Source organism: Streptomyces sp. NPDC046915 (assembly GCF_040644935.1).
GTDB lineage: Bacteria > Actinomycetota > Actinomycetes > Streptomycetales > Streptomycetaceae > Streptomyces.
Window position 1 is genome coordinate 228,662 of sequence record NZ_JBEYXB010000008.1, and the last position, 25,944, is coordinate 254,605.

Below are 25,944 nucleotides of genomic sequence, written 5' to 3' on the forward strand. Positions count from 1 at the left end.
TTTCCCACCCACCCACCCATGACGGCCAACTGGGAAGTCACCCCACCCTGGGGCTCCGCCCCAGACCCCGGCGGGGGCTCCGCCCCCTGCACCCCTCGCGGGGCTCCGCCCCAGCACCCCCGCGGGGACTGCGTCCCCTGCACCCCTCGCGGGGCTCCGCCCCAGACCCCGGCGGGGGCTCCGCCCCCTGCACCCCCTGCGGGCTCCGCCCCCGCACACCCCCAACCCCGGCCCGCATCATCCAGCCCGTCCGGCGTTTGAGGACGAGGGCCGTTCAGGGCCGACAGCGGGGGCCCGGGGGCGGCAGCCCTCGGTTACGAGTGGCCCAGTTCCGCCGTCTCCTCGTCGCCGGTGGGCGGTACCGAACCGGAATCCGGGGACGGTCGCAGGGGGAAGGGGTCGACCCTCGTCTCGTCGATCACGGGGGTGGCCGGCTGGGGCGGCTTGGGCATGACCGCGGCCTCGGAGTGGCCGCCGCAGCCGTAGGCGAGGGAGACGACGCGGCCGTCGGCCGGGGAGAACTCGTTGGCGCAGACACCGAAGGCCTGGCCGAGGGAGCCGCCGACGGGGACCAGGAAGCCGCAGCTGGCGCAGGAGGCGGGTGCCGCCTGCGCCATGGGGGTCTGGGCGCCGAAGGAGTCGTCCCAGCGGTCGGCGGCGACGTGGAGGCCGTAGCGGGACAGGACGCGGGCGCGGCGCATGCCCAGTTCCTCCGCTACCGCGGCGATCGTGCCGCGGGCGGGGGTCACCGGCTGTACGGCGGGCGTGCCGGGGGTGACCTCGGCGTCCTCGGCCTCGGCGAGTTCCGCCATCTCCTCGGACACGGGGGCGTTCGGCGGCGGCTCGGCCTCGCCGGTGTAGCCGGGCTCGAGGCGGAGGTCCTCGGCGTCGGTGGGCAGCAGGTCGCCGGGGCCCATGTCGCCGGGGCGGAGGCGTTCGCTCCAGGGCACCCACTGGGGGGCGAGGAGGGCGTCGGGGCCGGGGAGGAGGACCACCTCGTCGAGCGTCACGAACTTCGCGCGGGACGCGCGGGCCACCGTGGCCGCCCAGCGCCAGCCCCGGTACCCGAGCTCCTTGCACTCGAAGAAGTGCGTGACGACTCGGTCGCCCTCGGCGACCAGGCCCACATGCTCGCCGACGACGCCTGGCGCGGCCGCCTCCTCGGCCGCGGCACGGGCTAGGTCGACGGCCTCGGCGCACAGGCGGTCGGGGGTGCGGCTTCGCGTGGTCGCTGCGCTCACAGGTATCGCTTCTCTCCTACGCCGTCTCACGGGTGCGCCGGCCTGAAGGCGGTGGAACGGACGGAGCGGACCTGTGGGCCGCATCGACGTCCGCGTCCGATCGCGCTCGGGCGCACCTCTGCCATCCATTCTGCGGGATGGCTGAGATACGCACGCTACCCGGTCACCGGCGCTCGGCCTACACCGACGGAGTTGTTCGCCGGTTCAGGGTGGTGTTTCCGGCCCGGCCGTTCGACTCGCTTGGCTTCAAACCGCACTATCAATGCCCCTCTCGGGGCACTATGAACGTCGTGGCAGCCACGAGGCCGCCCCAGGGTGCCACCGGGACCGGTGGGACCGGGGGGAGTAGTCGAGGTGGCGGTGCGGGTCCGGTGCGCGGGGCCGCCCGCGCGGTCGGTCGTGCCCTGCACTTCCCGGTGACGGGGACCGCGCGCGGCATCCGCAAGGCGACGCACGCGCACGGCGCCGGCGAGTCCGGACTCGGCAAGCTGATCGAACTGCACGCGGTCAACGGCGCGGGCGACGTCATGATCACCGTCGCGCTGGCCTCGACGGTGTTCTTCTCGGTGCCCACCGACGAGGCCCGGGGGCGTGTAGCGCTCTACCTGGCCATCACGATGGCCCCGTTCACGGTCCTCGCGCCGGTGATCGGCCCGCTCCTCGACAAGCTGCCGCACGGCCGCCGGGTCGCGATGGCCGGGACCATGCTCGCCCGTGCCCTGCTCGCGCTGATCATCTCGGGGGCCGCGGCCAGCGGCAGCCTGGAGCTGTATCCGGCGGCGCTCGGGGTGCTGGTCGCGTCCAAGGCGTACGGGGTCGTACGCAGTGCCGTGGTGCCCCGGCTGCTGCCGCCCAGGTTCTCTCTGGTGAAGGCGAACTCGCGGGTGACCCTGGGCGGGCTGCTGGCCACGGGTGTCGCCGCGCCCATCGGGGCGGGGCTCCAGTCGATCGGCTCGCCCTGGCCGCTCTACGGCGCCTTCGTGATCTACATGGCCGGCGCGTTCCTGTCCTTCACCCTGCCCGCGAAGGTCGACTCGGCCAAGGACGAGGACATCGCGCTGCTCGCCGCCGACGAGCGGCATCTGCACGGCCCGCACCGCAAGGAGGAGCTGAAGCGGCCGGGGCTGCGCACGGTCGGGCCGGCCGTCACGAACGCGCTCGGCGCCAACGCCGCCCTGCGCTGTCTGTCCGGCTTCCTGATCTTCTTCCTCGCCTTCCTGCTGCGCGAGCACCCGCTGACCGGCGAGAGCGCGGCGGTGTCGATGGGGATAGTGGGCGTGGCCGCCGGCGCGGGCAACGCGCTGGGTACGGCGGTCGGGGCGTGGCTCAGGTCCCGGGCGCCGGAGATCATCATCGTGACGGTGGTGGCGGTGGTGCTGGGGGCGGCGATCGTCGCGGCGGTGTTCTTCGGCGCGTTCCTGGTGGCGTGTCTGGCCGCGGTCGCCGGGTTCGCGCAGGCGCTGGCCAAGCTGTGTCTGGACGCGCTGATCCAGCGGGACGTGCCGGAGCAGGTGCGGACGTCGGCGTTCGCCCGGTCGGAGACCTTGTTGCAGATGGCCTGGGTGTTCGGCGGGGCGGTGGGCATCGTGATGCCGCTCAACGGCACGCTGGGCCTGGCGGTGGGCGGCGCGTTCGTCGCCGTGGGCTGGCTGACCACGGTGCGCGGTCTGCTGAGCTCGGCGCGGCACGGCGGCACGGCGCGAGCGCGAGTGGCGTAACGAACCGGGCACGCCGCACCCCGCGTGGGGAAGGGCCGGGACACGCCAGATAGCCTTCGGACATGACCACGCTGCACTCCGTTGTTGTGCGACGCCGCCGCGCCGTCGCCGCCGCCGGCGCCGTTTCCGCCGGACTGCTTCTGCTGTCGGCCTGCGACAAGCCGACACCGATGTCGACGATCACCGTCGGCACGAGCTCGGTCAACTCCGAGGCCACTTGTTACAACGACGGCGACGCCCTCGACACGGCGTCGCTGACGAAGTGCCTGAAGGACACCGACCTCAAGTCCATCAAGGTGGACCCGGACGAGACCGTGCGCTTCGGGGTGGACCCGAAGATCGCGGACAACGGCTGGACGATCCTGATGAACGGCCAGCCCCTGACCGACTCCAGCAAGAAGACGTACCGGACCATCCCGGGCAGCGTGTTCTTCAACGCCCAGTACGGCGCCCAGGGCAACTCGACCCTGGTGTCCATCAAGGAGGGCGAGAAGACGGTCACGGGTCTGTGGTCCTTCAAGCTGAAGAAGGACTCCTGACCACGTCGTCCGTAGCCGGCTTCCGGGTCCTGGTGGCCACCGCGGTACCCGCCGAGCGGGACGCGGTGGCTCGGGCGTTTCCCGGTGCCGACGTGGTGGCCGCCGGGGTGGGCCCCGCCCTCGCCGCCGCCTCCACCGCGACCGCCCTCACCACCGCCGCGCTGCGCGGCACCCCCTACGGCCTGGTCGTCTCCGCCGGGATCGCCGGCGGTTTCCTGCCCGAGGCGCCCCTAGGTTCCCTCGTCGTCGCCGACGAGATCACCGTCGCCGATCTGGGCGCCGAGACACCGGAGGGGTTCGTTCCGGTCACCGGGCTGGGCTTCGGGACCGTCACCCACCGTCCGCCGGATTCACTCGTACGAGAGGTGACCGCGGCGACCGGCGCGCTCGCCGGCACCGTCCTCACCGTCTCGACCGTGACCGGAACCGCGGCCCGCGCCGCCGAGCTGCGCGCCCGCCACCCGCGTGCCCTCGCCGAGGCCATGGAGGGCTTCGGGGTCGCCGAGGCGGCCGCCGCGCACGGCACGCCCGTACTGGAGATCCGCGCGGTCTCCAACCCCGTCGGCCCGCGCGACCGCGACGCCTGGCGCATCGGCGACGCCCTCGCGGCCCTGGCCGAGGGGTTCGGGAAGCTGGCGCCCGTACTGGAGAGTTGGAAACAGGTATGACTGCCCACGGTGAGCCCGAGGCGCTGCGGATCGCGTACTCGCCCTGCCCCAACGACACCTTCGTCTTCGACGCCCTCGCCCATGGCCGGGTCCCGGGCGCGCCCGCCCTCGACGTCACCTTCGCGGACATCGACCTCACCAACGGCATGGCCGAGCGCGGCGAGTTCGACGTGCTGAAGGTGTCGTACGCGGTGCTGCCGTACGTCCTCGACGAGTACGCCCTGCTGCCGTGCGGCGGCGCGCTGGGCCGGGGCTGCGGGCCGCTGGTGCTGACGCGGGAGGCCGGGGCTGGGGGCACCTCCCACGCTTTCGGCAGTGGGGGACTGACGGGGCGTACGGTCGCGGTGCCCAGCGAGAAGTCGACCGCCTACCTGCTGTTCCGTCTCTGGGCGGCGGACACGCTGCCCGGCGGGGTCGGCGAGATCGTGGTCATGCCGTTCCACGAGATCATGCCGGCCGTGCGGGACGGGAAGGTCGACGCGGGGCTCGTCATCCACGAGGCGCGCTTCACGTACCAGAACTACGGGCTGCACAAGCTCGCCGACATGGGCGAGTATTGGGAGGACACCACCGGGCTGCCGATCCCGCTGGGCGCGATCGTCGCCAAGCGGTCACTGGGCGCGGACACGCTGCGGCTGCTCGCCGAGTCGATCCGTACGTCCGTGCACGCGGCCTGGGACGACCCCGAGGCCTCTCGCCCGTACGTCATGGAACACGCCCAGGAAATGGACCCGTCCGTCGCCGACCAGCACATCGGCCTGTACGTCAACGAGTTCACCTCGGAACTCGGCGAGGACGGCTATGCCGCTGTCCGGGGCCTGCTCACGCGAGCGGCGGCCGAGGGGCTGGTGCCGCCCCTCGGGCCGGGTGGGCTCGCGTTTCCCTGAGCGGGTGGGTCAGACGTCCAGCTGGTCGGCGACCGCCCGCAGCAGGCCGGCGATCTTCTTGCCGGAGGCCTTTTCGGGGTAGCGGCCCTTCTCGAGCATCGGGGTGATGTTCTCGAGGAGGGTCGTCAGGTCCTGCACGATGGAGGCCAGCTCGTCCGGCTTCTTGCGCTGCGCGGCCGCGACCGAGGGCGTGGGGTCCAGCACGACGACCGAGAGCGCCTGGTCGCCGCGCTGACCGGCGACCACGCCGAACTCCACCCGCTGTCCCGGCTTGAGTACGTCGACTCCGGCGGGGAGGACCGAGGAATGGACGAAGACGTCACCGCCGTCGTCGCGGGAGAGAAAGCCGAAGCCCTTCTCGCTGTTGAACCACTTGACCTTGCCGGTAGGCACGTCTGTCCTCGTCCTCGTACTCGTCGGAAAACTGCTTCGGAAAACGGCTCTTGATAGCACTGGGGCGGGTCGACCATGACCCGCCGGTACCAAGGCTAATGGTCTTGGGGCGGCTGACAAGACGTCGCCCGGTTGTTCCTTCGCGCTGGGAACTACCCTGGTCGGGTGCGTGACAAAACCCAAACGAATTCCGCCGCACCCGGTGACGGACTGATCCGCGCCGGTGCCGTCGTGTTCTTCATCGGTGCCGTGGCCACTCTCGTCACCGTGGCCCCGCTCTTCCTCGGCGCGAAACCATTTCCGGCGTTCATGTACGGCCTGTGCATGCTGATGGGCGTCGGCTTCCTCGTCGCGGGCGCCGGCGTGCTGCGCTCGGTCGCGGCGGGACGGCGACAGGCGCGGGCCTCGCGTTAGGACGGACGCCAGGGCCTGCCCGGCCTGCGACCCGATCCGCCGGACAGGCGCTACGCGGCCCGGCGGTACTCCGTGAGCCAGGCCGGGAGTTCGGTCAGGTCGGTGAGGACCACGTCCGCGCCCGCCGCGCGCAGTTCCTCCGCGTCGCACGGACCGGTCGCCACGGCCACGGACAGGGCGCCCGCCGTGCGTGCCCCGCGTATGTCACCCACATGGTCGCCGACATAGACGCCCGCGCCGTGCTCGCGCAGCGCCCGCGCCTTCTCCTCGGCCCACAGGTCGCCGACGACCGCGTCGGGCTCGATGCCGAGGTGGGCGAGGTGCAGCTTGGCGTTCGGCTCGTACTTGGCGGTGACGACGATCGTCCGTCCGCCGGCCTCCCGCACCGCGTCGATCGCCTCGCGCGCGCCCGGCAGCGCGGGCGTCGCGGTGATGGCGATCATGGGGTACATCTCCCGGTACAGCTCGCTCATCGGCGCCACCTGCTCGGCCGGGAACCAGTTGACCAGCTCGTCTGCCAGCGGCGGTCCCAGCCGGGTCACCGCCAGGTCGGCGTCGATGTACGTCCCCGTCCGCTCCGACAGCGCCTGGTAGCAGGCGCGGATGCCGGGGCGGGAGTCGATCAGGGTCATGTCGAGGTCGAAGCCGACGGTCAGCGGGCGTGAGGTCATATGGGCCATTGTGCCCAGGCGGTACGGCACCCAGGCCCGCCGCGACTGTGAGCTGGGCAACCGTCACGGTCGCCGCGAAGGTCACCGTCGCTGCGAACGCCAGACCAGGAACAGCGCCGAGGCCACGGCCGCGCCACGCACCACCCACGGCCAGGTCTCGGCCAGGGCGTCGTTCATATGGCCCTGGGCGATGGGGGTGCCCCAGCGGCCGTTGTCGCGGCCCCAGAGCCAGACCAGGCCGGCCGCGAGCGCCAGGCCCGGCACGCCCATCACGGCCCACTTGCTCTCCGCCGGGGTGAGCCGACGGGAGCCGTACGCGATGAGCCAGCCCAGGATCAGGACGAACGGGTTGCCCATGACCGCCCCGGCCACGAGCGCGGCGGCGGCCAGCAGCAGGAGCGGGTTGGTCCAGCCGGCGGCGGGGCGGGGCAGGGGGAGCCTGCGGCGGCGGGCGCGGGTGGCGGGGTCCGGGGCGGCCACCGTGTCCCTGGCGTCCGTGGCGTCCTCGACGGCCACCACGGGCGGCTCCGTCTCCTTCGCCGGTTCCTTCTCCAGGCTCGGCGGCTGCCTGAGCAGCTCGGGGATCTCCACCCCGCCGACGAACCCCGGCACGCTGTCGCCCACCCCGAAGGGGCCGCTGTCCACCCGCCACCAGTCGGGCTGCGCGGCGCTGTCGCCGAGTTCGTCCGCGCCCGCCAGGTGCGGCGGGGACGCGGCACGGGAGGGCGGGGCCGGGTCCGGCTCGGCCGGGCGCGGGCGGGGTACGACCCGGCGCAGCCCCTTCGGCCGTGTGCCGTCCTCGCCGTCCCGCTGTACGGGCACCGCGGCGGGCGGCGCCTCGGGGGGCCCGCCGGTGCCGCCCGCCGCCGTGACGACCTCGTCCGGGGTGCCGAGGCGGTCCAGGATGCGGCGGACCGCGGCGGGACTGTCCACCGTGGTCTTCGCCCGGTGCCGGTCGATCTCGTTGCGCAGCTCCGTCACGAGGCGCATCCGTGCGGATGACGCCAACTGGCGTTGCTGGGCCATGTCGCCTACGCGGCTCAGGTATTCGTAGACGACCTGGTCGCTCTCAATCCCCACGAAGTCCCTCCGGGGGTTCGGCCGTTGTTTCCCCGGGTCGAAGGTACCGCGTACCGGCCCTGGGGGCTGCCGCCCCCGGACCCCCGCAGCGGCCTGGACGGCCTCGTCCTCAAACGCCGGACGGGCTGAGAAAAGCGGACCGGGGTCTGAGTCGTACCCACCCGCTAACGTGGGGCAGATGAGCACCGAGGACCGCCCGGCGCCCCGCTCCCTCGCGGAAGCGCTCCGCGCGCGCGACGACGCATCCCTGGCCGGGCTGCTGCGCGCGCGCCCGGATCTCATCACGCCCGTGCCGACCGACCTCACGCAGCTGGCGACCCGTGCGGGGACGCGGGCCTCGGTGCTGCGGGCGCTGGAGCGGCTGGACCGGTTCGCGTTGCAGACGGCGGAAGCGCTGGCCGTGGCGGCGGACCCGGCGACGTACGACGAGGTGCTGGGGCTGATGGCGGGGGACGCCGGTGATCCGGTGGTCACGGCGGCGCTGCCCCGTGCCGTGGGGACCCTGCGCGAGCAGGCCCTGGCGTGGGGCGGCGACGACCGGCTGCGGCTGGTGCGGACCGCCCGTGAGCTGCTCGCGCCGTCCGCGCAGCATCCGTCGCCGACGGGGCTGGGGCCCGCCGTGCAGGAGGCGACGTCGGGGATGTCGCCGGGGCGGATCCAGGAGATCGTCACCACGGCCGGGCTGACGTCCACCCATGACTCGGTGTCGGCGGCGGCCGCGCTGGCCGCCCTGTTCACGGACCGGAAGCGGATGGCGGCGCTGCTCGACGAGGCGCCCGCGGAGTCGCTGGAGGTGCTGGACCGGCTGGTGTGGGGGCCGCCGTACGGGCAGGTCACCGCCGATCCGGCGGCCCGGCTGCGCTGGCTGCTCGATCGCGGTCTGCTGCTGCCGACGGCGCCCGGCACGGTCGTACTGCCCCGGGAGGTCGCCCTGCATCTGCGTGCGGGCCGCGCGCACCGGGAGCCGGAGCCGGTGCCGCCCGCCGTGGAGCCGGCCTCGGCGCACCGGCCCGAGATGGTGGACGCGACGGCGGCGGGGCAGGCGTACACCGCGCCGGCCACCGTCGAGGAGCTGCTGAAGGAGTGGGACGAGGGCGGGCCCGCGGTGCTGCGGGCCGGGGGCCTGAGCGTGCGGGACCTGAAGCGGACGGCCGTCGCCCTGGACGTGGCCGAGCCGGTCGCCGCGTTCTGGATCGAGCTGGCCTACGCGGCGGGGCTGCTGGCCTCCGACGGTGAGGCGGACGAGCGGTACGCGCCGACCCCGGCGTACGACGAGTGGCTGGAGCAGCCCGTGGCCCAGCGCTGGGCGCGGCTGGCCGAGGCGTGGCTGACGGTGACGCGGACGCCGGGGGTGATCGGCGGGCGGGACGCGAAGGACCGTACGTTGTCGGCGCTGGGGCCGGGTCTCGACCGGTCCGCGGCGCCCGAGGTGCGGCACCGGGTGCTGTCGCTGCTGGCGGGGCTGCCGGCGGGCGGGGCGCCGTCCGCCGAGGCCGTGCTGGAGCGGCTGCGCTGGGAGCGGCCGTTGCGCGGACCGCAGCGGGAGGACGATCTGCGGTCCCGGCTGGCCACGTGGACGCTGTCGGAGGCGGAGCTGCTCGGGGTGACGGGCCGGGGCGCGTTGTCCGCGCACGGGCGTGCCCTGATCGGGGCGCCGGCACCGCGTACGGGCGGGAAGGCGCCCGCCGGGCCGGGTGACAAGCTGCCCGTGCACCACCGTCATCACCTGCCGGCGGTCCGGGAGCCCCTTTCCGCGGCCGAGCAGGCCGTCGCGACGGCCGCCGCCGCCCGGGTGCTGGCCCCGCTGCTCCCGGAGCCCCTGGACCATGTGCTGCTCCAGGCCGATCTGACGGCGGTGGCGCCGGGTCCGCTGAAGCGGCCGCTGGCCGACATGCTGGGGGTGCTCGCGGACGTGGAGTCCAAGGGGGGTGCCACCGTCTACCGGTTCACGCCCGCCTCGGTACGGCGTGCCCTGGACGCCGGGCGTGCCGCGTCGGACCTGCACGCCTTCCTCGCCGCGCACTCCCGTACGCCGGTGCCGCAGCCGCTCGCGTATCTGATCGACGACGTGGCCCGTAAGCACGGGCATCTGCGGGTGGGGGCCGCGTCGGCCTATGTGCGCTGCGACGACGACGCGGTGCTGAGCGAGATCCTGGCGGACCGGCGGGCGGCGGCTCTGCGGCTGCGCCGGCTGGCGCCGACGGTGCTGGCGGCCCAGGCCGATCCGGCGACGTTGCTGGAGGGCCTGCGCGGGTTGGGGTTCGCCCCGGCCGCCGAGTCCGCCGAGGGGGATGTGCTGATCACCCGGGCCCATGCCCACCGCACCCCGCCGCGTACCGCCCCGGAGCCGGTTCCGGACGGCCCGCCGCCGCCCGACGGCACTCTCCTGTCGGCCGCGATCCGGGCGATCCGCGCGGGCGATCTCGCCGCCACCGCCCCGCGCAAGCCCGCCACCGCCACCGGCACCGGCACCCCGGTCTCCGACGGCGACCTGCCCCGCACCAGCTCCGCGGAGACCCTCGCCACCATGCAGGCCGCCGTCCTCACCGGCGGGGCCCTCTGGATCGGCTATGTGAACGCCGAGGGCACCGCCAGCCAGCGGGTCATCGCCCCGATCCGGGTCGAGGGCGGTTTCGTGACGGCGTACGACCACACGGCGGACGAGGTGCGGACGTATCCGCTGCACCGGGTGACGGGCGTGGCGGAGCTGGCGGACGACTGACCGCCGGTCTCAGCAGTCCCCGACGGGCGCGTCCGCGGCCAGGCCGAAGTGGGTGCGGGCGGCGGCCTCCAGGGCGTCGGAGGGCATCGAGTCGACGAGCGACGAGGCGAAGACACCGAGGTGTTTCCTGGTCCACCGGCCGTTCCCCGCGCCGTCGGGGGCCTCCTCCCGCGACACGACGCGGTAGCCGCCGTCCGTGTCCCGCGCCAGGCTCACCACCTGCGGGACCTGTCCGGCGCTGCACTCGACCAGGGTGCGGCCGTGCATCCCGTACTCGACGCACAGCGTGTCGACGCCCGCCCGGACGGCATCCCCGTGCTCCTCCAGGCCGATGGGCTCCGCCCGGCAGAACCAGCGCGCGTCCAGCGCGGGCACGGCCTCGCCGTAGCCGCTGCCGTGCGCCTCCGCCACGAGCCGGGCCTCGATCACCGGCCGTACCTGGCTCCACAGCCGCGTGTCGACGTCCGCGGCCGACGGCCGCGTGCCGACGTCCGCCGGCCGCATCGCCCAGGTGCCCGTGGCGGCCAGCACCACGACGGCTCCCACACCGGTGGCCCATCTGCGTCCCGACATCCGCGAACTCCTCACCGCCCCCGCGCCCGCGCACACCGCGCCGCCGCTCACGTGGTGAGACATCCGAACGGCGCGTGGAGTTGCCCCGGAGCCGCCCGGGGAAGAGCGGGCCCCCGTTTCGGGGCGCGGTGCGGCACACTGGACGTTTGGTCCATGCGGAAGGAATGACGTACGTGAATGGTCCGCTGATCGTCCAGTCCGACAAGACCCTGCTCCTGGAAGTCGACCACGAGCGGGCCGGCGACTGCCGTCGGGCCATCGCGCCGTTCGCCGAGCTGGAGCGGGCGCCGGAGCACATCCACACGTACCGGGTGACGCCGCTGGGGCTGTGGAACGCGCGGGCAGCGGGGCACGACGCCGAGCAGGTGGTGGACGCGCTGGTGCAGTACAGCCGGTATCCGGTGCCGCACGCGCTGCTCGTCGACATCGCCGAGACGATGGACCGGTACGGGCGGCTGACGCTGGCCAAGCACCCGGCGCACGGGCTGGTGCTCTCCACCACGGACCGGCCGGTGCTGGAGGAGGTGCTGAAGTCCAAGCGGATCGCTCCGCTGGTCGGCGCCCGGATCGACCCGGACACCGTCGTCGTGCACCCTTCCGAGCGCGGGCAGATCAAGCAGACGCTGCTGAAGCTGGGCTGGCCGGCCGAGGACCTCGCCGGGTACGTGGACGGTGAGGCGCACCCGATCGAGCTGGCCGAGGACGGATGGGCGCTCAGGCCCTACCAGAAGCAGGCCGTGGAGAACTTCTGGCACGGCGGCAGCGGTGTCGTCGTGCTGCCCTGCGGCGCGGGGAAGACGCTGGTCGGGGCCGGGGCGATGTCGGAGGCCAAGTCGACGACGCTGATCCTCGTCACGAACACCGTCTCGGCCCGGCAGTGGAAGCACGAGCTGGTGAAGCGGACCTCGCTGACCGAGGACGAGATCGGCGAGTACAGCGGTACGCGCAAGGAGATCCGGCCGGTCACCATCGCGACGTACCAGGTGCTGACCACGAAGCGGAAGGGCGTCTATCCCCACCTGGAGCTGTTCGACTCCCGGGACTGGGGGCTGATCGTCTACGACGAGGTGCACCTGCTGCCCGCGCCGGTCTTCAAGTTCACCGCCGACCTCCAGGCGCGGCGACGGCTCGGGCTGACGGCGACGCTCGTGCGCGAGGACGGGCGGGAGTCGGACGTCTTCTCGCTGATCGGGCCGAAGCGGTTCGACGCGCCGTGGAAGGAGATCGAGGCGCAGGGGTACATCGCGCCCGCCGACTGCGTCGAGGTCCGGGTCAATCTGACGGACGCCGAGCGGCTGGCGTACGCGACCGCCGAGACGGAGGAGAAGTACCGCTTCTGTGCGACGACGGACACCAAGCGGAAGGTGACCGAGGCGATCGTGCGGCGGTTCGCCGGGCAGCAGATCCTCGTCATCGGGCAGTACATCGACCAGCTCGACGAGCTGGGCGAGCATCTGAACGCGCCGGTGATCAAGGGTGAGACGTCGAACGCGCAGCGCGAGAAGCTCTTCGACGCCTTCCGGGAGGGCGAGATCAGCGTGCTGGTGGTGTCGAAGGTGGCGAACTTCTCCATCGACCTGCCGGAGGCGACCGTGGCCATCCAGGTGTCGGGGACGTTCGGCTCCCGGCAGGAGGAGGCCCAGCGCCTGGGGCGGGTGCTCCGTCCGAAGGCCGACGGCCACCAGGCCCACTTCTACTCCGTCGTCGCCCGCGACACCATCGACCAGGACTTCGCCGCCCACCGCCAGCGGTTCCTGGCGGAACAGGGTTACGCGTACCGGATCGTGGACGCGGACGAGCTCCTCGCGGAGAGCTGAGCACCCAGCAGCGCCAGCCCCAGCAGCGGGTACGGCGACGCCAGCGGTTGCTGCCACCAGGGCAGTCGGAGGTCCAGATCGCCCTGGTGGGGCAGCAGCCACATCAGGCGTGCCGTGAACAGCACGGCCGCGACGGCCGCCAGGCGGGTGCGGCCCTCCGCCAGGAGTACGGCGATGAGCGGCACGCACCACACCCAGTGGTGGGACCAGCTGATGGGGCAGACGAGCAGGGTGGTGAAGGCGGTCAGCAGGATTCCCCAGCGGTCCTCGGGGGCGCGGGCCGCCAGCCACAGGCCGAGCACGCCGAGGGCTGTCGCCGGGAGCAGCCAGGCGGGTCCGGGGGCCGGGTCCCCCAGCATCCGCGCGATCAGCCCTTGCAGGGACTGGTTGTCGATGATCCAGGGTTTGCCGACGCGGTCGGTCTCGTAGAGGCGGCGGGTGAAGAAGTCGACGCTGGCGGCGGGCAGCGCGAGGGTGCCGAGCAGGACGGTCGCGGTCAGTGCCGCCGTCGCCGTGGCGGCCTCCCGGTGGCGGTGACGCAGCAGCAGACAGGCGATGAACACGGCGGGCACGAGTTTGATCCCGGCCGCGACGCCCACGGCGGCCCCCTTGGCGCGGGCGCCGGCCGGCCGGGTGAGGTCCCACAGGGTCAGGCAGATGATCGCCAGGTTGATCTGGCCGAACACGAGGGTCTGGAAGACCGGTTCGAGCCAGAGGGCGAGTGCCGTGGCGGTGCGCAGGGCGGGCGGGGACAGGGTGCGCCCCGCGAGGCGGGCGGAGAGGGTGACGAGGCAGGCGAGCAGGAGCGCGTTGCCCGCGAGAGAGATGAGCTTGAGGGCCGGGACGGGGATCCAGGTCGTCGGGACGAACAGGACCGCCGCGAAGGGCGGATACGTCGCCGGCAGCTGCCATTCGGTGACGGTGAGGCCGTAGAGGTCGCCGCCGTGGGCGACGGCCTCGCCCTCGGCCCGGTAGACCAGCGTGTCGGCCATCGGGACGCGCTGCCAGACGCAGAGGACGGCGAGGGAGGAGAGGGAGACGACGAGGAGGACGCAGGACATCACCGACCGTTTTGGCACGGTGATGAACTTATGCGGTCACTTGGGGCGTATGCCTGCTTCCTCGCCGTACTCGCCGAGGACGACGACGCTGAACGCCGCGCTCACGAAGACTTTGACGGCGCGGAGTGCGTCGCCCAGGCGGTGGTGGGGGACGCCGTCGACGGCCGTGGCTCCGGCCGGGCGGGCGGGGGCTGGGTGGATGGTTGCTGCGCTCATGTCTCCATGGTGGAACTCGGACACAGCGATCGCATCGGCCCCGAGGACCGATCCCGGGCATATTTCGGTCCACCCACGGTCGGACCCTCCCCTAGGCCGGAGGTACTACCCCCTAAGGGTCCCTAGGGGGTCCTGGGGGACGGAAAAGGATTGGCTACCGCCGCCCCGCCCTCACTACAATCTCCGCTCCTGCCCGCCTCCTCACGGAGTGCCGCCGTCCGGCCGGAAACCGGTCGGCACCCCCACCGCACGCGCCCCACCAGGCCCCTCGGAGGCACCCCCTTGTCCACGCCCACCCACGACCCCCTCGCCCGGGAACGCTCCCACCTCGCCGCCTCCCGCGCCGCCCTGCGCGCCATGCGCGAGGACGTGGAGTCGCTCGACATCAAGGATGTCACCGCGAACTGGGTGAACGCCGAGGTGCTCGCCCGCCAGATCGACGAGCGCATCAAGGCGCTGGCCGACCTCAGCGGCACCCCGCTGTTCTTCGGCCGCCTCGACTATCTGCACGCGCCCGGAGCCGAACAGGCCGAGGGCGCCGAGGGAGAGCAGTTCTACATCGGGCGGCGGCATGTGCACGACGCCGACGGCGACCCGATGGTCATCGACTGGCGTGCGCCGGTCTCGCAGCCGTTCTACCGGGCGTCCAAGAAGGACGCGATGGACATCGGGCTGCGCCGCCGCTTCGGGTACACCGGCGGCGACCTCACGGCGTACGAGGACGAGCACCTCTCCGACCCCGCCGAGGCGGCCTCGACCAGCAAGCTGCTCCAGCAGGAGATCGAGCGCCCGCGTGTCGGCCCGATGCGTGACATCGTCGCCACGATCCAGCCGGAGCAGGACGAGATCGTCCGCAGCGGGCTCGGCGGCACGGTCTGTGTGCAGGGGGGCCCGGGGACCGGGAAGACGGCCGTGGGCCTGCACCGGGTCGCGTATCTGCTGTACGCCCACCGGGACCGGCTCGCCCGCACCGGCACCCTGGTCATCGGGCCGAACCGGTCCTTCCTGCACTACATCGAGCAAGTACTCCCGGCGCTGGGCGAGTTGGCCGTCCGGCAGGCCACCGTCGACGACCTCGTGGGCCAGGTCGAGGTGCGCGGCACCGACGACGCGGCGGCGGCGCTCGTCAAGGGGGACGCGCGGATGGCGGAGGTGCTGCGCAAGGCCCTCTACTCGCACGTCACCATGCCCACCGAGCCCGTGGTCGTGGTCCGCGGCTCCCGGCGCTGGCGCGTCCCGGCGTACGAACTCGAAGGCCTGGCACGCGAGTTGCTGGACCGCGACATCCGCTACGGTGCCGCCCGCGAGGCCCTGCCGCAGCGGGTCGCGCACGCGGTGCTGGTGCAGATGGAGCGCTCGGGCGAGGCCCCGGACGACCGGGTGCAGGACGCGGTGGCCCGCAACAGCGCGGTGAAGGCGGCGGTGAAGGCGGTCTGGCCGGCCGTCGAGCCGGCGAAACTCGTCCTGCGTCTGCTGACCGACGCCGATTTCCTCGCCGTACACGCCGACGGGATCCTCGACGAGGAGGAGCAGAAGACGATCCTGTGGGCGAAGCCGGTGCGCAGCGTGAAGTCGGCCAGGTGGTCGGCGGCGGACGCGGTGCTGATCGACGAGGCGACGGATCTCGTGCAGCGCACGCACTCGCTCGGGCACGTCGTCCTCGACGAGGCGCAGGACCTGTCCCCCATGCAGTACCGGGCCGTCGGCCGCCGCTGCACCACCGGCTCCGCGACCGTCCTCGGCGACCTGGCGCAGGGCACCACCCCGTGGGCGACCCGGAGCTGGGACGAGGCCCTCGGCCACCTGGGGAAGACGGACGGGGTGGTGGAGGAGCTGACCGCCGGTTTCCGTGTCCCGACGGACGTCATCACCTACGCCTCGCGGCTGCTGCCGCACATCGCGCCGGGCCTCACCCCGGTCGCCTCGGTCCGCGAGAACCCGGGCTTCTTCGAAGTCCGCGGCATCGACGGCACCGCCGAGGTCGTCGCCGCGTGCGAGGAGCTGCTCCGCAACGAGGGTTCGACCGGCCTGATCGCCGCCGACGCCCGCGTCCCCGCCCTCGCCGAGGCGCTCACCGCGGCCGGGATCACATATCTGGCCCCGGGTGAGGAGACGACGGCGGACACCCGGCTGACCCTGGTCCCCGCCTCGCTCGCCAAGGGCCTGGAGTACGACTACGTGGTCCTCGACGAGCCCCAGGCCGTGGTCGACGGCGAACCGGACGAGCGCACGGGTCTGCGCCGCCTGTACGTGACCCTGACCCGAGCGGTGTCGGGCCTGATCGTCACCCACGCGACCGCGCTGCCGCCGCAGCTGGCGTGAGCCGGCGTCAGGGCCGGGGCGCGTCCAGCGCCTCCCGCCACTGAGCCACCGCCGCCGCCGACACCGGGCCGTCCCAGCCTCCCGGTCTGGCCGCCCCGCCGATGTGGAAGCCGTCGATGCCCGCGGCGCGCAGGGCCGGCACATGGTCGAGGCGGAGGCCGCCGCCGACGAGGAGGCGCTGCTCGTATCCGGGCTCGCCGTGCCGGCGGGCCTCGGTGAGCAGGGTGGGCAGTCCTTCGTCGACGCCGGTGGCGGAGCCGGCGGTGAGGTAGCAGTCCAGGCCGGGCAGGTCGGCCAGTTGCTTGCGCAGGGCGGCGCGGTCGGCGGCGCGGTCGATCGCCCGGTGGAAGGTCCAGCGGCAGCCGTCCAGCTCGGCGACGACCCGCTCCACGGCGTCGAGGTCCACCCCGCCGTCGGGGCCGAGGAAGCCGAGCACGAACTGGTCGGCCCCGGCCGCGCGGAGTTCGCGCGCGGCCCCGACCAGACCGTCGGCCTCCCCGGCGGCGAACCCGTCGGCGAGCCGCAGCATCACGCGCAGGTCGAGGTCGACGGCGGCACGGATCCCGGCGAAGGTCCGGACGGGCGGGGTGAGCCCGTCGGCGGCCATGTCGGTGACCAGCTCGAGGCGGTCCGCGCCTCCGGCCTGGGCGGCGACCGCGTCCTCCGGATCGAGGGCGATCACCTCCAGAACCGCACGCGTGCTCATGCTCATCGGACCCCTTCCGTCGGTGTGCCCTGGAGCGGCTACAGGTCTAGTCCAATCTCAGGGTACGTCGGGAGGGCACCGGCTCGCGAGAGCGCCACCGGGCAGGGGCGTGGAATCAGCCGAAGATGTTCAGCTCCCCCACCTCCGCCCCGGCCAGCTCGTACGGGGCCGCCGTGAGCGGCCGACCCGAGTACAGCCGTACGAGCGTGGCGGCGTCCCCGATGAAGCGCGCCGGGGTCCGCGTCCCGCTCTCCGCCCCCAGCCGCAGCGGCTCGTCCACGTCGTCGAGGTCGGCGTGCAGCGGCAGCCGGCCCTTCTCGCGGGTGATCCAGGTCAGCAGGGTGAGCGCGTGCGGCAGGCCGGCGCCGGAGTAGGCCCCCGGTTCGCCGAAGGTCTCGCGGACGTCGCCCGCGTGCACCCACTCCCCGAGGGCGACCATGTCCAGCACCCCGCCCGCCTTGGCGATCACCGGCCCGGCCTCGGTCATTCCGCGTTCCAGCTCGTCGACCACCCGCGCGTTCGTCCACGCGGCGCGCTCGGCGATGTCCCGGTCGTTCGACGCCGGCGAGAACACCCCCTTCTCGAAGCGTCTCTCCACCACCCGCGTCAGCGCGGCCGAACAGTGCGCGAGCACGTCCCGCACCGTCCATCCCGGACACGCGGCGGTCGCCAGCGCGAAGTCCGCCTCGGAACGGGCCCGCAGCAGCGGTACCAGCGCGTCCCGCTCCACGGCCAGCAGCCGGCCGGGGAGTTCGGGGTCCCGTGTTTCCTTCATGGTCACGTCAGTCATACCGACCAAGCTAGGCCGCGCGGCGCACGGGAGGCGGGAGAATGAGCTCATGGCCGATCTCGACGTCCTACGCGCCCGTTTCGCCCGTGCCCTGGAGGGGGCCCGCGCCCCCGGCGGCGGCAAGGACCCGGTGCCGTACGCCGACAACCTCCTCGCCCGCTGGCAGGAGCCGCAGCGGCACTACCACACGCTCACGCACCTCACCGCGGTCCTCGACCACGTCGACGTACTGGAGGAGTACGCGGGCGACCCGGACGTCGTGCGCCTGGCGGCCTGGTTCCACGACGCCGTCTACCTGCCCGAACGGTCCGAGAACGAGGAGCGGTCGGCCCGGCTCGCCGAACGCGCGCTCCCCGAGGCCGGGGTCCCGGAGGGGAAGACCGCCGAGGTCGCCCGGCTGGTCCGGCTCACCGTGACGCACGACCCCGGCGACGAGGACCGCGACGGCCAGGTGCTGTGCGACGCCGACCTGGCGGTCCTCGCCGCGCCGCCCTCCGCGTACGCCGCGTACACCGCCGCGGTCCGCGAGGAGTACCACTTCGTGCCGAACGACGCCTTCCGCGCGGGGCGGGCCGCGATCCTGCGGCAACTCCTGGAACTGCCCAGGCTGTTCAGGACGCCGTACGGGCAGGAGAAGTGGGAGGCGACGGCCCGCTACAACCTCGCCGGCGAGCTGGAAATGCTGTCGACCTGAGCGGCCCGGCCCGCTTAGTGTGCGGCCCATGCGTGCCATAGGTGGGGATCAGGTGGAAGAGGCCGTCGCGGGCTGCGTGGCGGCACTGCGGCCGGCGGTGGAACGGGACTGGGAAGGCGTGAAGGCCGCGGGACTGGACTGGAGCTGCCATCAGACGGCGTTCCACATCGCCGAGGACCTCGTCGCGTACGCCGCCAACCTGGCGGGACGCGCCCAGGACGACTACGTGCCGTTCGAGATCACCCTCGACGACGGCACCGACAACGCGGGCCTGCTGCACGTCGTCGAGTCGACCGGAGCCCTGCTCGCCGCCGCCGTCCGCACCGCCCCGCGCGAGGTCCGCGCCTTCCACCCCTACCCCTTCCGCAGCGCCGACCGCGAGGGCTTCGCCGCGATGGGCATCGCCGAGGTGCTGCTGCACACGCATGACATCGCCCAGGCCCTGGGGCTGCCCTACGAGCCGTCCGAGGAGCTGGCCGAGTCCGTCCTGACCTGGCTCTTCCCGCACGTCCAGCCCGGCCCGGCCGCCTGGCCGACCCTGCTGTGGGCCACCGGCCGGGGCGAGCTGTCCGGCCGTGCCCCGGTCACCGAGTGGCGCTGGCGCAACAACCTGGTCATCCCCACCGAACGCCTCACCCTGGTCGGCGTCCGGCCCGCCGCCGCCCGCGATCTGCGGCTGGGCGGCGACGGCGGCTTCGAGTGGGTCGACGGCGGGCCGTTCCAGGGCACGCGGGACGCCGCCGGGATGGTGGTCAAGGCGTACGAAGCGGGCGTGCACCGGCCGGAGTTCGGGCTGTTCGCGCTCGTCCGCCGGGAGGACGGCCGCGCGGTCGGCGGCATGGGCTTCCACGGCGCCCCGGACGAGGAGGGCCGCGCGGAGGTCGGGTACGACCTCGTCGAGGCCGCCCGCGGCCAGGGCTACGCCACCGAGGCCCTGCGCGCCCTGTCCGAGTGGGCGCTCGCCCGGGACGACGTACGGCTGCTGATGGCCACCGTCGACCAGGAGAACCTCCCCTCGCAGGCTGTGGTCACCCGGTCCGGCTACGACCGGGCGACCGTGGAGGAGGAGCGGACGGCCCGCGAGCAGGACGACATGGACAGCGTGCTCCAGCTGTATCTCCGCCGGGACTGAGGGCGCCCAGGGCAGGCCCTAAGGGCCCCCGCGGTACTTGCGCCTGCGCAGCCCGGACTTGTGCAGCAGCCGCACCACCTCGCGGCTGCTGACCTCCACCGCTCCGGCCCGTACGACGTCCGCGTACCGGTGGGAGGGGATGTCGTAGTGGTCGCGCTCGAAGGCCCGCCGGGGCACGCCCAGTTCCGCGGCGAAGCCGTGCAGCTCGTCGTACGAGACGTCGCTCACCAGGTGCGACCACATGCGCCCGTGGCCGGGCCAGGTCGGCGGATCGATGTAGACCGTCACGGGCGCCTCACGACGGCGGCTCCCCGCCCGTCGCCGATCCCAGCGCGCCCACCGCCGCGACCTTCACACCCGCCTTGTGGCACACCCAGTGCGGGTCGGGCCCCAGCTCCGGCTCGACGTCCAGGGCGTGCGGGTCGCCGTGGCCGCACACCGGGCACAGCGGCCAGCGTCCGTACCGGTCCAGGAGCGCGTCCTGCACGTCCTGCGCGATCAGCCCCGCCACATAGCTCGCCCCCTCCGGCCACTGCTCGACCCACCATCGCCGCTGTACGACGGACTCCTCGACCAGCGAGACGACGTCGGCCTCGGCCACGTCACCGGCGACGAGGTCGGCCAGTACGAGGGCGCGGGCGGCATGCAGGGCCTGCTCCAGGGGGCTGATGGGGTCCATGAACCCATTGTGCGCACTCTTGACCGGGACACCGAGCCGAAAATATCTTTCATGGGTGACCCAGGATGTGAAGGAAATTTTCGGGGGAGCCCTGGCCGCCAAGGTCCGCACGCTCGCGCCGTCGATGACCCGCTCCATGCAGCGCGTCGCCGAGGCCGTCGCGAACGACCCGGCGGGCTGCGCGGCCCTCACGGTCACCGGCCTCGCCGAACTCACCGGCACCAGCGAGGCCACGGTCGTACGCACCGCCCGGCTGCTCGGCTATCCGGGTTACCGCGACCTCCGACTCGCGCTGGCCGGCCTCGCCGCCCAGCAGCAGTCCGGACGCGCGCCCGCCATCACCACCGACATCGCGGTCGACGATCCGATCGCCGACGTCGTCGCCAAGCTCGCCTACGACGAGCAGCAGACCCTCGCCGACACCGCCGCCGGCCTCGACACCGTGCAGCTGGGCGCCGCCGTCACCGCGCTCGCAGGCGCCCGGCGGACCGATGTGTACGGGATAGGCGCGTCGGGGCTCGTCGCACAGGACCTCACCCAGAAGCTGCTGCGGATAGGGCTCATAGCCCACGCGCACAGCGATCCCCATCTCGCCGTGACCAACGCCGTGCAGCTGCGGGCGGGGGACGTGGCGATCGCGATCACGCACTCCGGTTCGACGGGCGACGTCATAGAGCCGCTGCGGGTCGCGTTCGAGCGCGGGGCGACCACCGTCGCCGTCACCGGACGCCCGGACAGCGCGGTCACCCAGTACGCCGACCACGTGCTGACCACGTCGACCGCACGGGAGAGCGAACTGCGGCCGGCGGCCATGTCGTCCCGGACCGGTCAGCTCCTCGTGGTGGACTGCCTGTTCGTCGGTGTCGCCCAGCGGACCTACGAGACGGCGGCGCCGGCGCTGGCCGCCTCGTACGAGGCGCTGGCTCACCGGCATCGAAGTGGATCACGATAGACCCAGGGAAGCCGCGCTTACCCGCACCGGAAAGAGCTGCCCTCATGACCTCCGCCTCCCGCCCCCGTGACCTGCGCGCCCAGTTGGCGAGCCTGACCACCGAGGCCTTCCGCCCGGAGCTCGCCGGGATCGACCGGCTGCCCACCCTGGAGATCGCCCGCCTGATGAACGGTGAGGACACCGCCGTACCCACCGCCGTGGCCGAGCAGCTCCCGCGGATCGTGGCCGCGATCGACGCCGTCGCCGAACGCATGCGGCGCGGCGGCCGGCTGGTGTACGCGGGCGCGGGCACCGCCGGGCGGCTCGGCGTGCTGGACGCCTCCGAGTGCCCGCCGACCTTCAACACCGACCCCGACCGGGTCGTCGGCCTCATCGCGGGCGGCCCGGACGCCATGGTGACCTCCGTGGAGGGCGCGGAGGACTCCGAGGAGCTCGCGCACCGCGACCTGGACGCGCTCAAGCTGACCGCCGAGGACACGGTGGTCGGGATCTCCGCCTCCGGCCGCACCCCGTACGCCATCGGCGCCGTGGAACACGCCCGCGCCCAGGGCGCGCTGACCATCGGTCTGTCCTGCAACCGGGACAGCGCGCTCGCGGCGGCCGCCGACCACGGCATCGAGGTCGTCGTCGGCCCCGAGCTGATCACCGGCTCCACACGGCTGAAGGCGGGCACCGCCCAGAAGCTGGTCCTGAACATGCTGTCGACGATCACGATGATCCGGCTGGGCAAGACGTACGGGAACCTGATGGTCGACGTACGGGCCTCGAACGACAAGCTGCGGGCCCGCTCCCGCCGTATCGTCGCGCTGGCCACGGGGGCGGCGGACGGGGAGATCGAGAAGGCGCTCACCGAGACCGGCGGCGAGGTGAAGAACGCGATCCTGGTCCTCCTGGCCGGCGTCGACGGCCCGACGGCCGACCGCCTTCTGGAGGAGTCCGGCGGCCATCTGCGCGCCGCGCTGGCGGCGGCGTCCGGCTGACCGCACGCTCGGGGTGTGCAGACCTCGAACGAGACCGCCGTCGCCCTCCTCCCCCTGGTCGGCGGCCCCGCGAACGTCACCTCCGTCGCCCACTGCGTGACCCGGCTGCGGCTGGGTCTCGCCGACCGGTCGCTGGTGGACGAGGAGGCGCTGCGGGCGCTGCCCGGCGTCCTCGGTGTCGTGGACGACGACACGTACCAGATCGTGCTGGGCCCCGGAGCGGTGACGGAGGTCGCCGCACGGTTCGAGGCGCTGCTGGCGCCCCGCACCACCGCCGAGGAACTGGCCCTGCTGGGCTCCGGGTTGCGGGAGGAACGACGGCGGCACAACGCGACCCCGGTCAAGACCGCCCTGCGCCGGATCGCGAACGTCTTCGTCCCGCTCATCCCGGCACTGATCGGCTGCGGAATCCTCGCCGGCCTGGTCGGACTGCTGACGAACGCCGGCTGGCTGCCCGGCCTGACCCCCGCCCTCGCCGCCGTCGCCTCCGCCTTCATGGCGCTCATCGCGGTGTTCGTCGGCTATCAGACGGCGAAGGAGTTCGGGGGCACGCCGGTGCTCGGCGGGGCGGTGGCGGCCGTGGTGGTGTACCCGGGCGTGGCGAAGGTGACGGCGTTCGGCGTGCAGCTGGCACCCGGTCAGGGCGGGGTGCTCGGCGCGCTGGCGGCGGCGCTGCTGGGGACGTACGTGGAGAGGTGGTGCCGGGGACGGGTGCCGGGCGCTCTCGACGTGCTGCTGACCCCGACGGTGACCGTGCTGGTCGCCGGGCTGGCGACGCTCTACGGGCTCATGTACGCGGCCGGCCTCGTGTCCTCGGCGATCGGCACGGCGGCCGACTGGCTGCTGGCGACGACCGGCGCGTTCGCCGGGCTGGTCCTCGGCGGCCTGTTCCTGCCCCTGGTGATGCTGGGCCTGCACCAGGCCCTCATCCCCATCCACACCACCCTCATCGAACAGCAGGGCTATACGGTCCTGCTGCCCCTCCTCGCCATGGCGGGCGCCGGGCAGGTGGGCGCGGCCCTGGCGGTGTACGTCCGGCTGCGCCACGACACCTCGCTGCGCACGACGATCAGGTCGGCGCTCCCGGCGGGCCTGCTGGGCGTCGGCGAGCCCCTCATCTACGGCGTCTCGCTCCCCCTGGGCCGGCCGTTCCTGACCGCCTGCGTGGGCGGGGCGGCGGGCGGGGGCTTCATCGGGTTCTTCGCGATGCTGGGCGACCGGGTCGGGGCGACGGCGATCGGACCGTCGGGCTGGGCCCTGTTCCCGCTGCTCGCGGGGAACAGGAGCCCGGCCCTGACGGCGGCGATCTACGCGGGCGGTCTGCTGACCGGGTACGGGGTGGGTTTCCTGGCGACGTACCTCACCGTCAGGCCCGGCAGGCGCGAGATCCCGGCGATCGGCACCGCGGGACGGGGAACCGGCGACAATGGCCGGGATGCGGGCGACCCGCGGAACAGAGAGGTACAGCCATGAACCACGCCCAGCTCACCGCCCTCGGCCGTGCCCTGCGGGTGCTCGGCGAGCACGGTGAGGCGCTGACCACCGACACGCCGGACGCCAGGCTGCACGAGGTCAAGGCCGACCTGCGGCGGGCGCTGGACCTGCTGGAGGAGAGCGTCACGGGCGCCGCCAAGACCACGCGGTGCGCCGAGCACCCCGCGGGTCCCGTCGACGAGAGCGCCCCGGATCTGTGTCTGCTGTGCGAGACCCGGCGGCGGGCCGCCCGGCGGTCGGAGTTCGGCGGCGGCCGGCCGCAGCCCACGGACGCGGCCTCCCCGTCCTCCTCCCGTTACGGGGTGCGCGCCGACCGGCCACAGCCCCAGCAGCGCTGGCTGCCGGAGCAGTGGAACGGCCGGGAGTGGCAGCTGTGCGGTACGCCGAGGCGGGACCGGCGCGAGGCCGAGCTCTACCTCGCCGCCCAGCGGCGCGGCTCCCGGCCCGCGATGGCGTACCGGCTCGTGCACGAGTTCACCGACTACGAGGTGCTGCGGGTGTGGGGCACGCCGGTGCAGGTGGACATCGAGCCCATGGGGAATCTGTAGCCCGCCGCGCCCCGCCGCGCCCCGCCCGCCTCAGCCGAGCAGCGGCAGCGCGGCGAACTCGTACCCTTCCCAGATCCGCCGGCTCGCCTCCTCCGGGTACGCCGTGACCGCCGGCTCCGTGTCCAGGACCTGCACCAGGCGCCGGTCGTCGTGCTCCGGCCAGCCCGGGTCGCCCGTCCGCGCGAAAGCCGTCCATGATTGGCGGATGCGGGCCGACAGGGCATGCGCCTCCGGCGGGACGTCCGCGCCGGTGAAGAGCAGGGCGCCGAGGTCGGCCTTGAAATTGCCGAAGAGGAGCGGGACGTCCAGGTAGTGGCAGGCGCCCAGGGCGCCGCCGTCGGCGGGGGCGGAGTAGGTGAGTTCGTAGAAGTACGCCCGGCCGCCGCCCGCCCGGTGGGCCTCGGCCAGACGGAGGGACGGGATGGCGAAACTCCAGTCGTTCTGGACGCGTTCGTACAGCTCGGACGGGCCGGCCTCGGGGAAGGCCGTGCGGTAGGCACGTTCGCCCGCCTCGCCGCCCGGTGCGTACAGGCGCAGGGAGGCCGTCGCCCGGTCGTCGCCGATCCGGCCGAGCGCACCGGCGAAGGCGAGGAAGAGGCGGCACTCGTCGCGGTTGTGGCCGGTGATCAGGTCGACGTCCCGGGCCGCTCCGGAGGCCAGCGCCTGCCAGGGCGTGGTCGGCAGCACCTCGCCGTCGACGACCGGGGCGAACGGCGTCACCGTGGGCGCGGCCTGGCCCCAGCGGTCCAGGTACTGGTTCATCTTCGCGCCCAGCTCACGCCCGGCGTACGTCAGTTCGTGCGGGTCGGCCGTCGACAGGTCGGCGACCGTCGGGCGCAGGCCGGCCTCCGCCGCGAGGGCGGTGCCGATGTCCCGGGCGAGGGCGTCGGAGAAGTACGTGCCGGGCACGCTCTGCGCGACCGCCCGCCGGAAGAGTCCCTTCGCCCTCGGCATCGCCAGCAGCGCCGCCACGGAGCCGGCCCCGGCGGACTCGCCCATGACGGTGACCTGTCCGGGGTCGCCGCCGAACGCCGTGATGTTCTCCCGTACCCACTCCAGGGCCGCCACCTGGTCGAGCAGGCCCCGGTTGGCGGGGGCGCCGTCCAGCAGCGCGAAGCCCTCCATCCCCAGGCGGTAGTTGAAGGTGACCATGACCACGTCGCCGTCGCGGGCGATGTGCTGGGCGTCGTAGCCGGGGCTGCCCGCGTGGCCCAGCTTGTAGGCGCCGCCGTAGATCCACACCATGACCGGGCGGGCGGCGGCCGGATCGGCCTCGGGGGTCCAGACGTTGACGGTCAGCCAGTCGTCGCCCTGGGGTGCGCCCGGGACGACCACACGGCCCTGGAGGCCGGGCTCCTGCGGGGGCGGCGGCCCGAACGCGTACGCCTCGCGGGTGCCGTCCCAGGACCTCGGCGGGCGCGGCGCCGCGAATCTCGCCCCGCCCACCGGGGGTTCGGCGAACGGGATGCCCCGGAAGACCGTCAGACCCCGCTCATGGCGTCCGCGCACGGCGCCGGCGGTGGTACGTACGACGGGTCCGGCCGTGGCTGGCGTCGCCTCGTGGGACTCCGTGGTCGTCATCCTCGCTCCTCACTGGGTCGGAAAGGTGCAGGCTCGTCGTCTCCCGCACGCTAACCAGCGGGCGGG

At 73.5% G+C, this 25,944-nt stretch carries 26 protein-coding genes; 14 read left to right on the forward strand and 12 right to left on the reverse strand.

From position 1 onward, the window contains the following. Window positions 1-314: 314 nt before the first annotated feature. Window positions 315-1,241 (reverse strand): DUF3027 domain-containing protein, encoded by a 927-nt coding sequence (locus ABZ915_RS22245; RefSeq protein ID WP_361805656.1) that lies wholly within the window; start codon window positions 1,239-1,241, stop codon window positions 315-317. 290 nt (window positions 1,242-1,531) lie between these two features. Here ABZ915_RS22245 and ABZ915_RS22250 point away from each other — a divergent pair, with 290 nt between their 5' ends. The 4 genes from ABZ915_RS22250 to ABZ915_RS22265 all read left to right on the forward strand — a co-directional run bounded on the left by ABZ915_RS22250 (window position 1,532) and on the right by ABZ915_RS22265 (window position 5,053). Continuing rightward, the gene (locus tag ABZ915_RS22250) at window positions 1,532-2,959 is read left to right on the forward strand and encodes an MFS transporter (RefSeq protein WP_361805659.1); all 1,428 of its coding nucleotides are present in this window, start codon (window positions 1,532-1,534) and stop codon (window positions 2,957-2,959) included. Window positions 2,960-3,021: 62 nt separating this feature from the next. Further along, window positions 3,022-3,498: a DUF2771 domain-containing protein gene (locus tag ABZ915_RS22255; RefSeq protein WP_361805662.1), complete on the forward strand. Its 477-nt coding sequence runs from the start codon at window positions 3,022-3,024 to the stop codon at window positions 3,496-3,498. Further along, window positions 3,468-4,166 (forward strand): futalosine hydrolase, encoded by a 699-nt coding sequence (locus ABZ915_RS22260; protein ID WP_361805665.1) that lies wholly within the window; start codon window positions 3,468-3,470, stop codon window positions 4,164-4,166. The genes ABZ915_RS22255 and ABZ915_RS22260 overlap by 31 nt, the downstream gene beginning before the upstream one ends. Further along, complete coding sequence (locus ABZ915_RS22265) at window positions 4,163-5,053, forward strand: 1,4-dihydroxy-6-naphthoate synthase (protein WP_361805668.1); 891 nt, start codon at window positions 4,163-4,165, stop codon at window positions 5,051-5,053. Before ABZ915_RS22260 ends, ABZ915_RS22265 begins: the two co-directional genes overlap by 4 nt. Window positions 5,054-5,062: 9 nt before the next feature. On the opposite strand, the gene ABZ915_RS22270 is transcribed toward ABZ915_RS22265, so the two are convergent. After that, window positions 5,063-5,446: a cold-shock protein gene (locus ABZ915_RS22270; RefSeq protein ID WP_037653330.1), complete on the reverse strand. Its 384-nt coding sequence runs from the start codon at window positions 5,444-5,446 to the stop codon at window positions 5,063-5,065. A 165-nt stretch (window positions 5,447-5,611) separates the two neighbouring features. Here ABZ915_RS22270 and ABZ915_RS22275 point away from each other — a divergent pair, with 165 nt between their 5' ends. Beyond that, complete coding sequence (locus ABZ915_RS22275; RefSeq protein WP_361805671.1) at window positions 5,612-5,860, forward strand: hypothetical protein; 249 nt, start codon at window positions 5,612-5,614, stop codon at window positions 5,858-5,860. Window positions 5,861-5,910: 50 nt separating this feature from the next. Here the strand turns inward: ABZ915_RS22275 and ABZ915_RS22280 are convergent, their stop codons facing one another. Beyond that, complete coding sequence (locus ABZ915_RS22280) at window positions 5,911-6,540, reverse strand: HAD family hydrolase (protein ID WP_361805674.1); 630 nt, start codon at window positions 6,538-6,540, stop codon at window positions 5,911-5,913. 72 nt (window positions 6,541-6,612) lie between these two features. Next, a complete protein-coding gene (locus tag ABZ915_RS22285) occupies window positions 6,613-7,611 on the reverse strand; it encodes a hypothetical protein (RefSeq protein ID WP_361805677.1) in 999 nt (332 codons plus the stop codon). A gap of 178 nt (window positions 7,612-7,789) precedes the next feature. Here ABZ915_RS22285 and ABZ915_RS22290 point away from each other — a divergent pair, with 178 nt between their 5' ends. Further along, window positions 7,790-10,333, forward strand: a complete 2,544-nt coding sequence (locus tag ABZ915_RS22290; protein ID WP_361805680.1) for a helicase-associated domain-containing protein — start codon at window positions 7,790-7,792, stop codon at window positions 10,331-10,333. Between the two features lie 9 nt (window positions 10,334-10,342). Here ABZ915_RS22290 and ABZ915_RS22295 read toward each other — a convergent pair whose 3' ends face one another. Next, window positions 10,343-10,906 (reverse strand): hypothetical protein, encoded by a 564-nt coding sequence (locus tag ABZ915_RS22295; RefSeq protein WP_361805683.1) that lies wholly within the window; start codon window positions 10,904-10,906, stop codon window positions 10,343-10,345. A gap of 173 nt (window positions 10,907-11,079) precedes the next feature. Here ABZ915_RS22295 and ABZ915_RS22300 point away from each other — a divergent pair, with 173 nt between their 5' ends. Beyond that, a complete protein-coding gene (locus ABZ915_RS22300) occupies window positions 11,080-12,723 on the forward strand; it encodes a DNA repair helicase XPB (protein ID WP_361805686.1) in 1,644 nt (547 codons plus the stop codon). On the opposite strand, the gene ABZ915_RS22305 is transcribed toward ABZ915_RS22300, so the two are convergent. After that, window positions 12,675-13,784 (reverse strand): glycosyltransferase 87 family protein, encoded by a 1,110-nt coding sequence (locus ABZ915_RS22305; protein WP_361806293.1) that lies wholly within the window; start codon window positions 13,782-13,784, stop codon window positions 12,675-12,677. The two genes, ABZ915_RS22300 and ABZ915_RS22305, sit on opposite strands and share 49 nt — an antisense overlap. 36 nt (window positions 13,785-13,820) lie before the next feature. Continuing rightward, the gene (locus ABZ915_RS22310) at window positions 13,821-14,000 is read right to left on the reverse strand and encodes a hypothetical protein (protein WP_361805689.1); all 180 of its coding nucleotides are present in this window, start codon (window positions 13,998-14,000) and stop codon (window positions 13,821-13,823) included. Window positions 14,001-14,357: 357 nt separating this feature from the next. Here ABZ915_RS22310 and ABZ915_RS22315 point away from each other — a divergent pair, with 357 nt between their 5' ends. Beyond that, window positions 14,358-16,322, forward strand: a complete 1,965-nt coding sequence (locus tag ABZ915_RS22315; RefSeq protein ID WP_361806296.1) for a UvrD-helicase domain-containing protein — start codon at window positions 14,358-14,360, stop codon at window positions 16,320-16,322. A 7-nt stretch (window positions 16,323-16,329) separates the two neighbouring features. Here ABZ915_RS22315 and ABZ915_RS22320 read toward each other — a convergent pair whose 3' ends face one another. Next, entirely contained in the window at window positions 16,330-17,028 is a 699-nt protein-coding gene (locus tag ABZ915_RS22320; protein ID WP_361805692.1) for a copper homeostasis protein CutC, read from the reverse strand. 115 nt (window positions 17,029-17,143) lie between these two features. Next, on the reverse strand, window positions 17,144-17,818 hold the full coding sequence (locus ABZ915_RS22325) for a maleylpyruvate isomerase family mycothiol-dependent enzyme (RefSeq protein WP_361805695.1): 675 nt from the start codon (window positions 17,816-17,818) through the stop codon (window positions 17,144-17,146). Window positions 17,819-17,867: 49 nt separating this feature from the next. Between ABZ915_RS22325 and ABZ915_RS22330 the strand changes: the two genes are divergently transcribed. Next, complete coding sequence (locus tag ABZ915_RS22330) at window positions 17,868-18,512, forward strand: hypothetical protein (protein WP_361805698.1); 645 nt, start codon at window positions 17,868-17,870, stop codon at window positions 18,510-18,512. A 28-nt stretch (window positions 18,513-18,540) separates the two neighbouring features. Beyond that, window positions 18,541-19,644, forward strand: coding sequence for a GNAT family N-acetyltransferase (locus tag ABZ915_RS22335; RefSeq protein ID WP_361805701.1), 1,104 nt, complete (start codon window positions 18,541-18,543; stop codon window positions 19,642-19,644). Window positions 19,645-19,662: 18 nt separating this feature from the next. Here the strand turns inward: ABZ915_RS22335 and ABZ915_RS22340 are convergent, their stop codons facing one another. Then, on the reverse strand, window positions 19,663-19,932 hold the full coding sequence (locus tag ABZ915_RS22340) for a DUF4031 domain-containing protein (protein WP_361805704.1): 270 nt from the start codon (window positions 19,930-19,932) through the stop codon (window positions 19,663-19,665). A 7-nt stretch (window positions 19,933-19,939) separates the two neighbouring features. Continuing rightward, window positions 19,940-20,323 carry a hypothetical protein gene (locus tag ABZ915_RS22345; RefSeq protein ID WP_361805707.1) on the reverse strand — a complete coding sequence of 128 codons (384 nt, stop codon included), beginning with the start codon at window positions 20,321-20,323 and terminating at the stop codon, window positions 19,940-19,942. A gap of 55 nt (window positions 20,324-20,378) precedes the next feature. Between ABZ915_RS22345 and ABZ915_RS22350 the strand changes: the two genes are divergently transcribed. From ABZ915_RS22350 to ABZ915_RS22365, 4 genes are read left to right on the forward strand one after another with little or no spacing between them, the layout of a single operon-like run. Next, a complete protein-coding gene (locus ABZ915_RS22350; protein ID WP_361805710.1) occupies window positions 20,379-21,275 on the forward strand; it encodes a MurR/RpiR family transcriptional regulator in 897 nt (298 codons plus the stop codon). A 44-nt stretch (window positions 21,276-21,319) separates the two neighbouring features. Further along, a complete protein-coding gene (gene murQ, locus ABZ915_RS22355) occupies window positions 21,320-22,255 on the forward strand; it encodes an N-acetylmuramic acid 6-phosphate etherase (RefSeq protein WP_361805713.1) in 936 nt (311 codons plus the stop codon). Window positions 22,256-22,270: 15 nt separating this feature from the next. Continuing rightward, window positions 22,271-23,728, forward strand: a complete 1,458-nt coding sequence (locus ABZ915_RS22360) for a PTS transporter subunit EIIC (protein ID WP_361805716.1) — start codon at window positions 22,271-22,273, stop codon at window positions 23,726-23,728. After that, a complete protein-coding gene (locus tag ABZ915_RS22365; RefSeq protein ID WP_361805719.1) occupies window positions 23,725-24,297 on the forward strand; it encodes a hypothetical protein in 573 nt (190 codons plus the stop codon). The genes ABZ915_RS22360 and ABZ915_RS22365 overlap by 4 nt, the downstream gene beginning before the upstream one ends. Before the next feature lie 30 nt (window positions 24,298-24,327). Here the strand turns inward: ABZ915_RS22365 and ABZ915_RS22370 are convergent, their stop codons facing one another. Continuing rightward, the gene (locus ABZ915_RS22370; protein ID WP_361805722.1) at window positions 24,328-25,878 is read right to left on the reverse strand and encodes a carboxylesterase family protein; all 1,551 of its coding nucleotides are present in this window, start codon (window positions 25,876-25,878) and stop codon (window positions 24,328-24,330) included. Window positions 25,879-25,944: the final 66 nt, after the last annotated feature.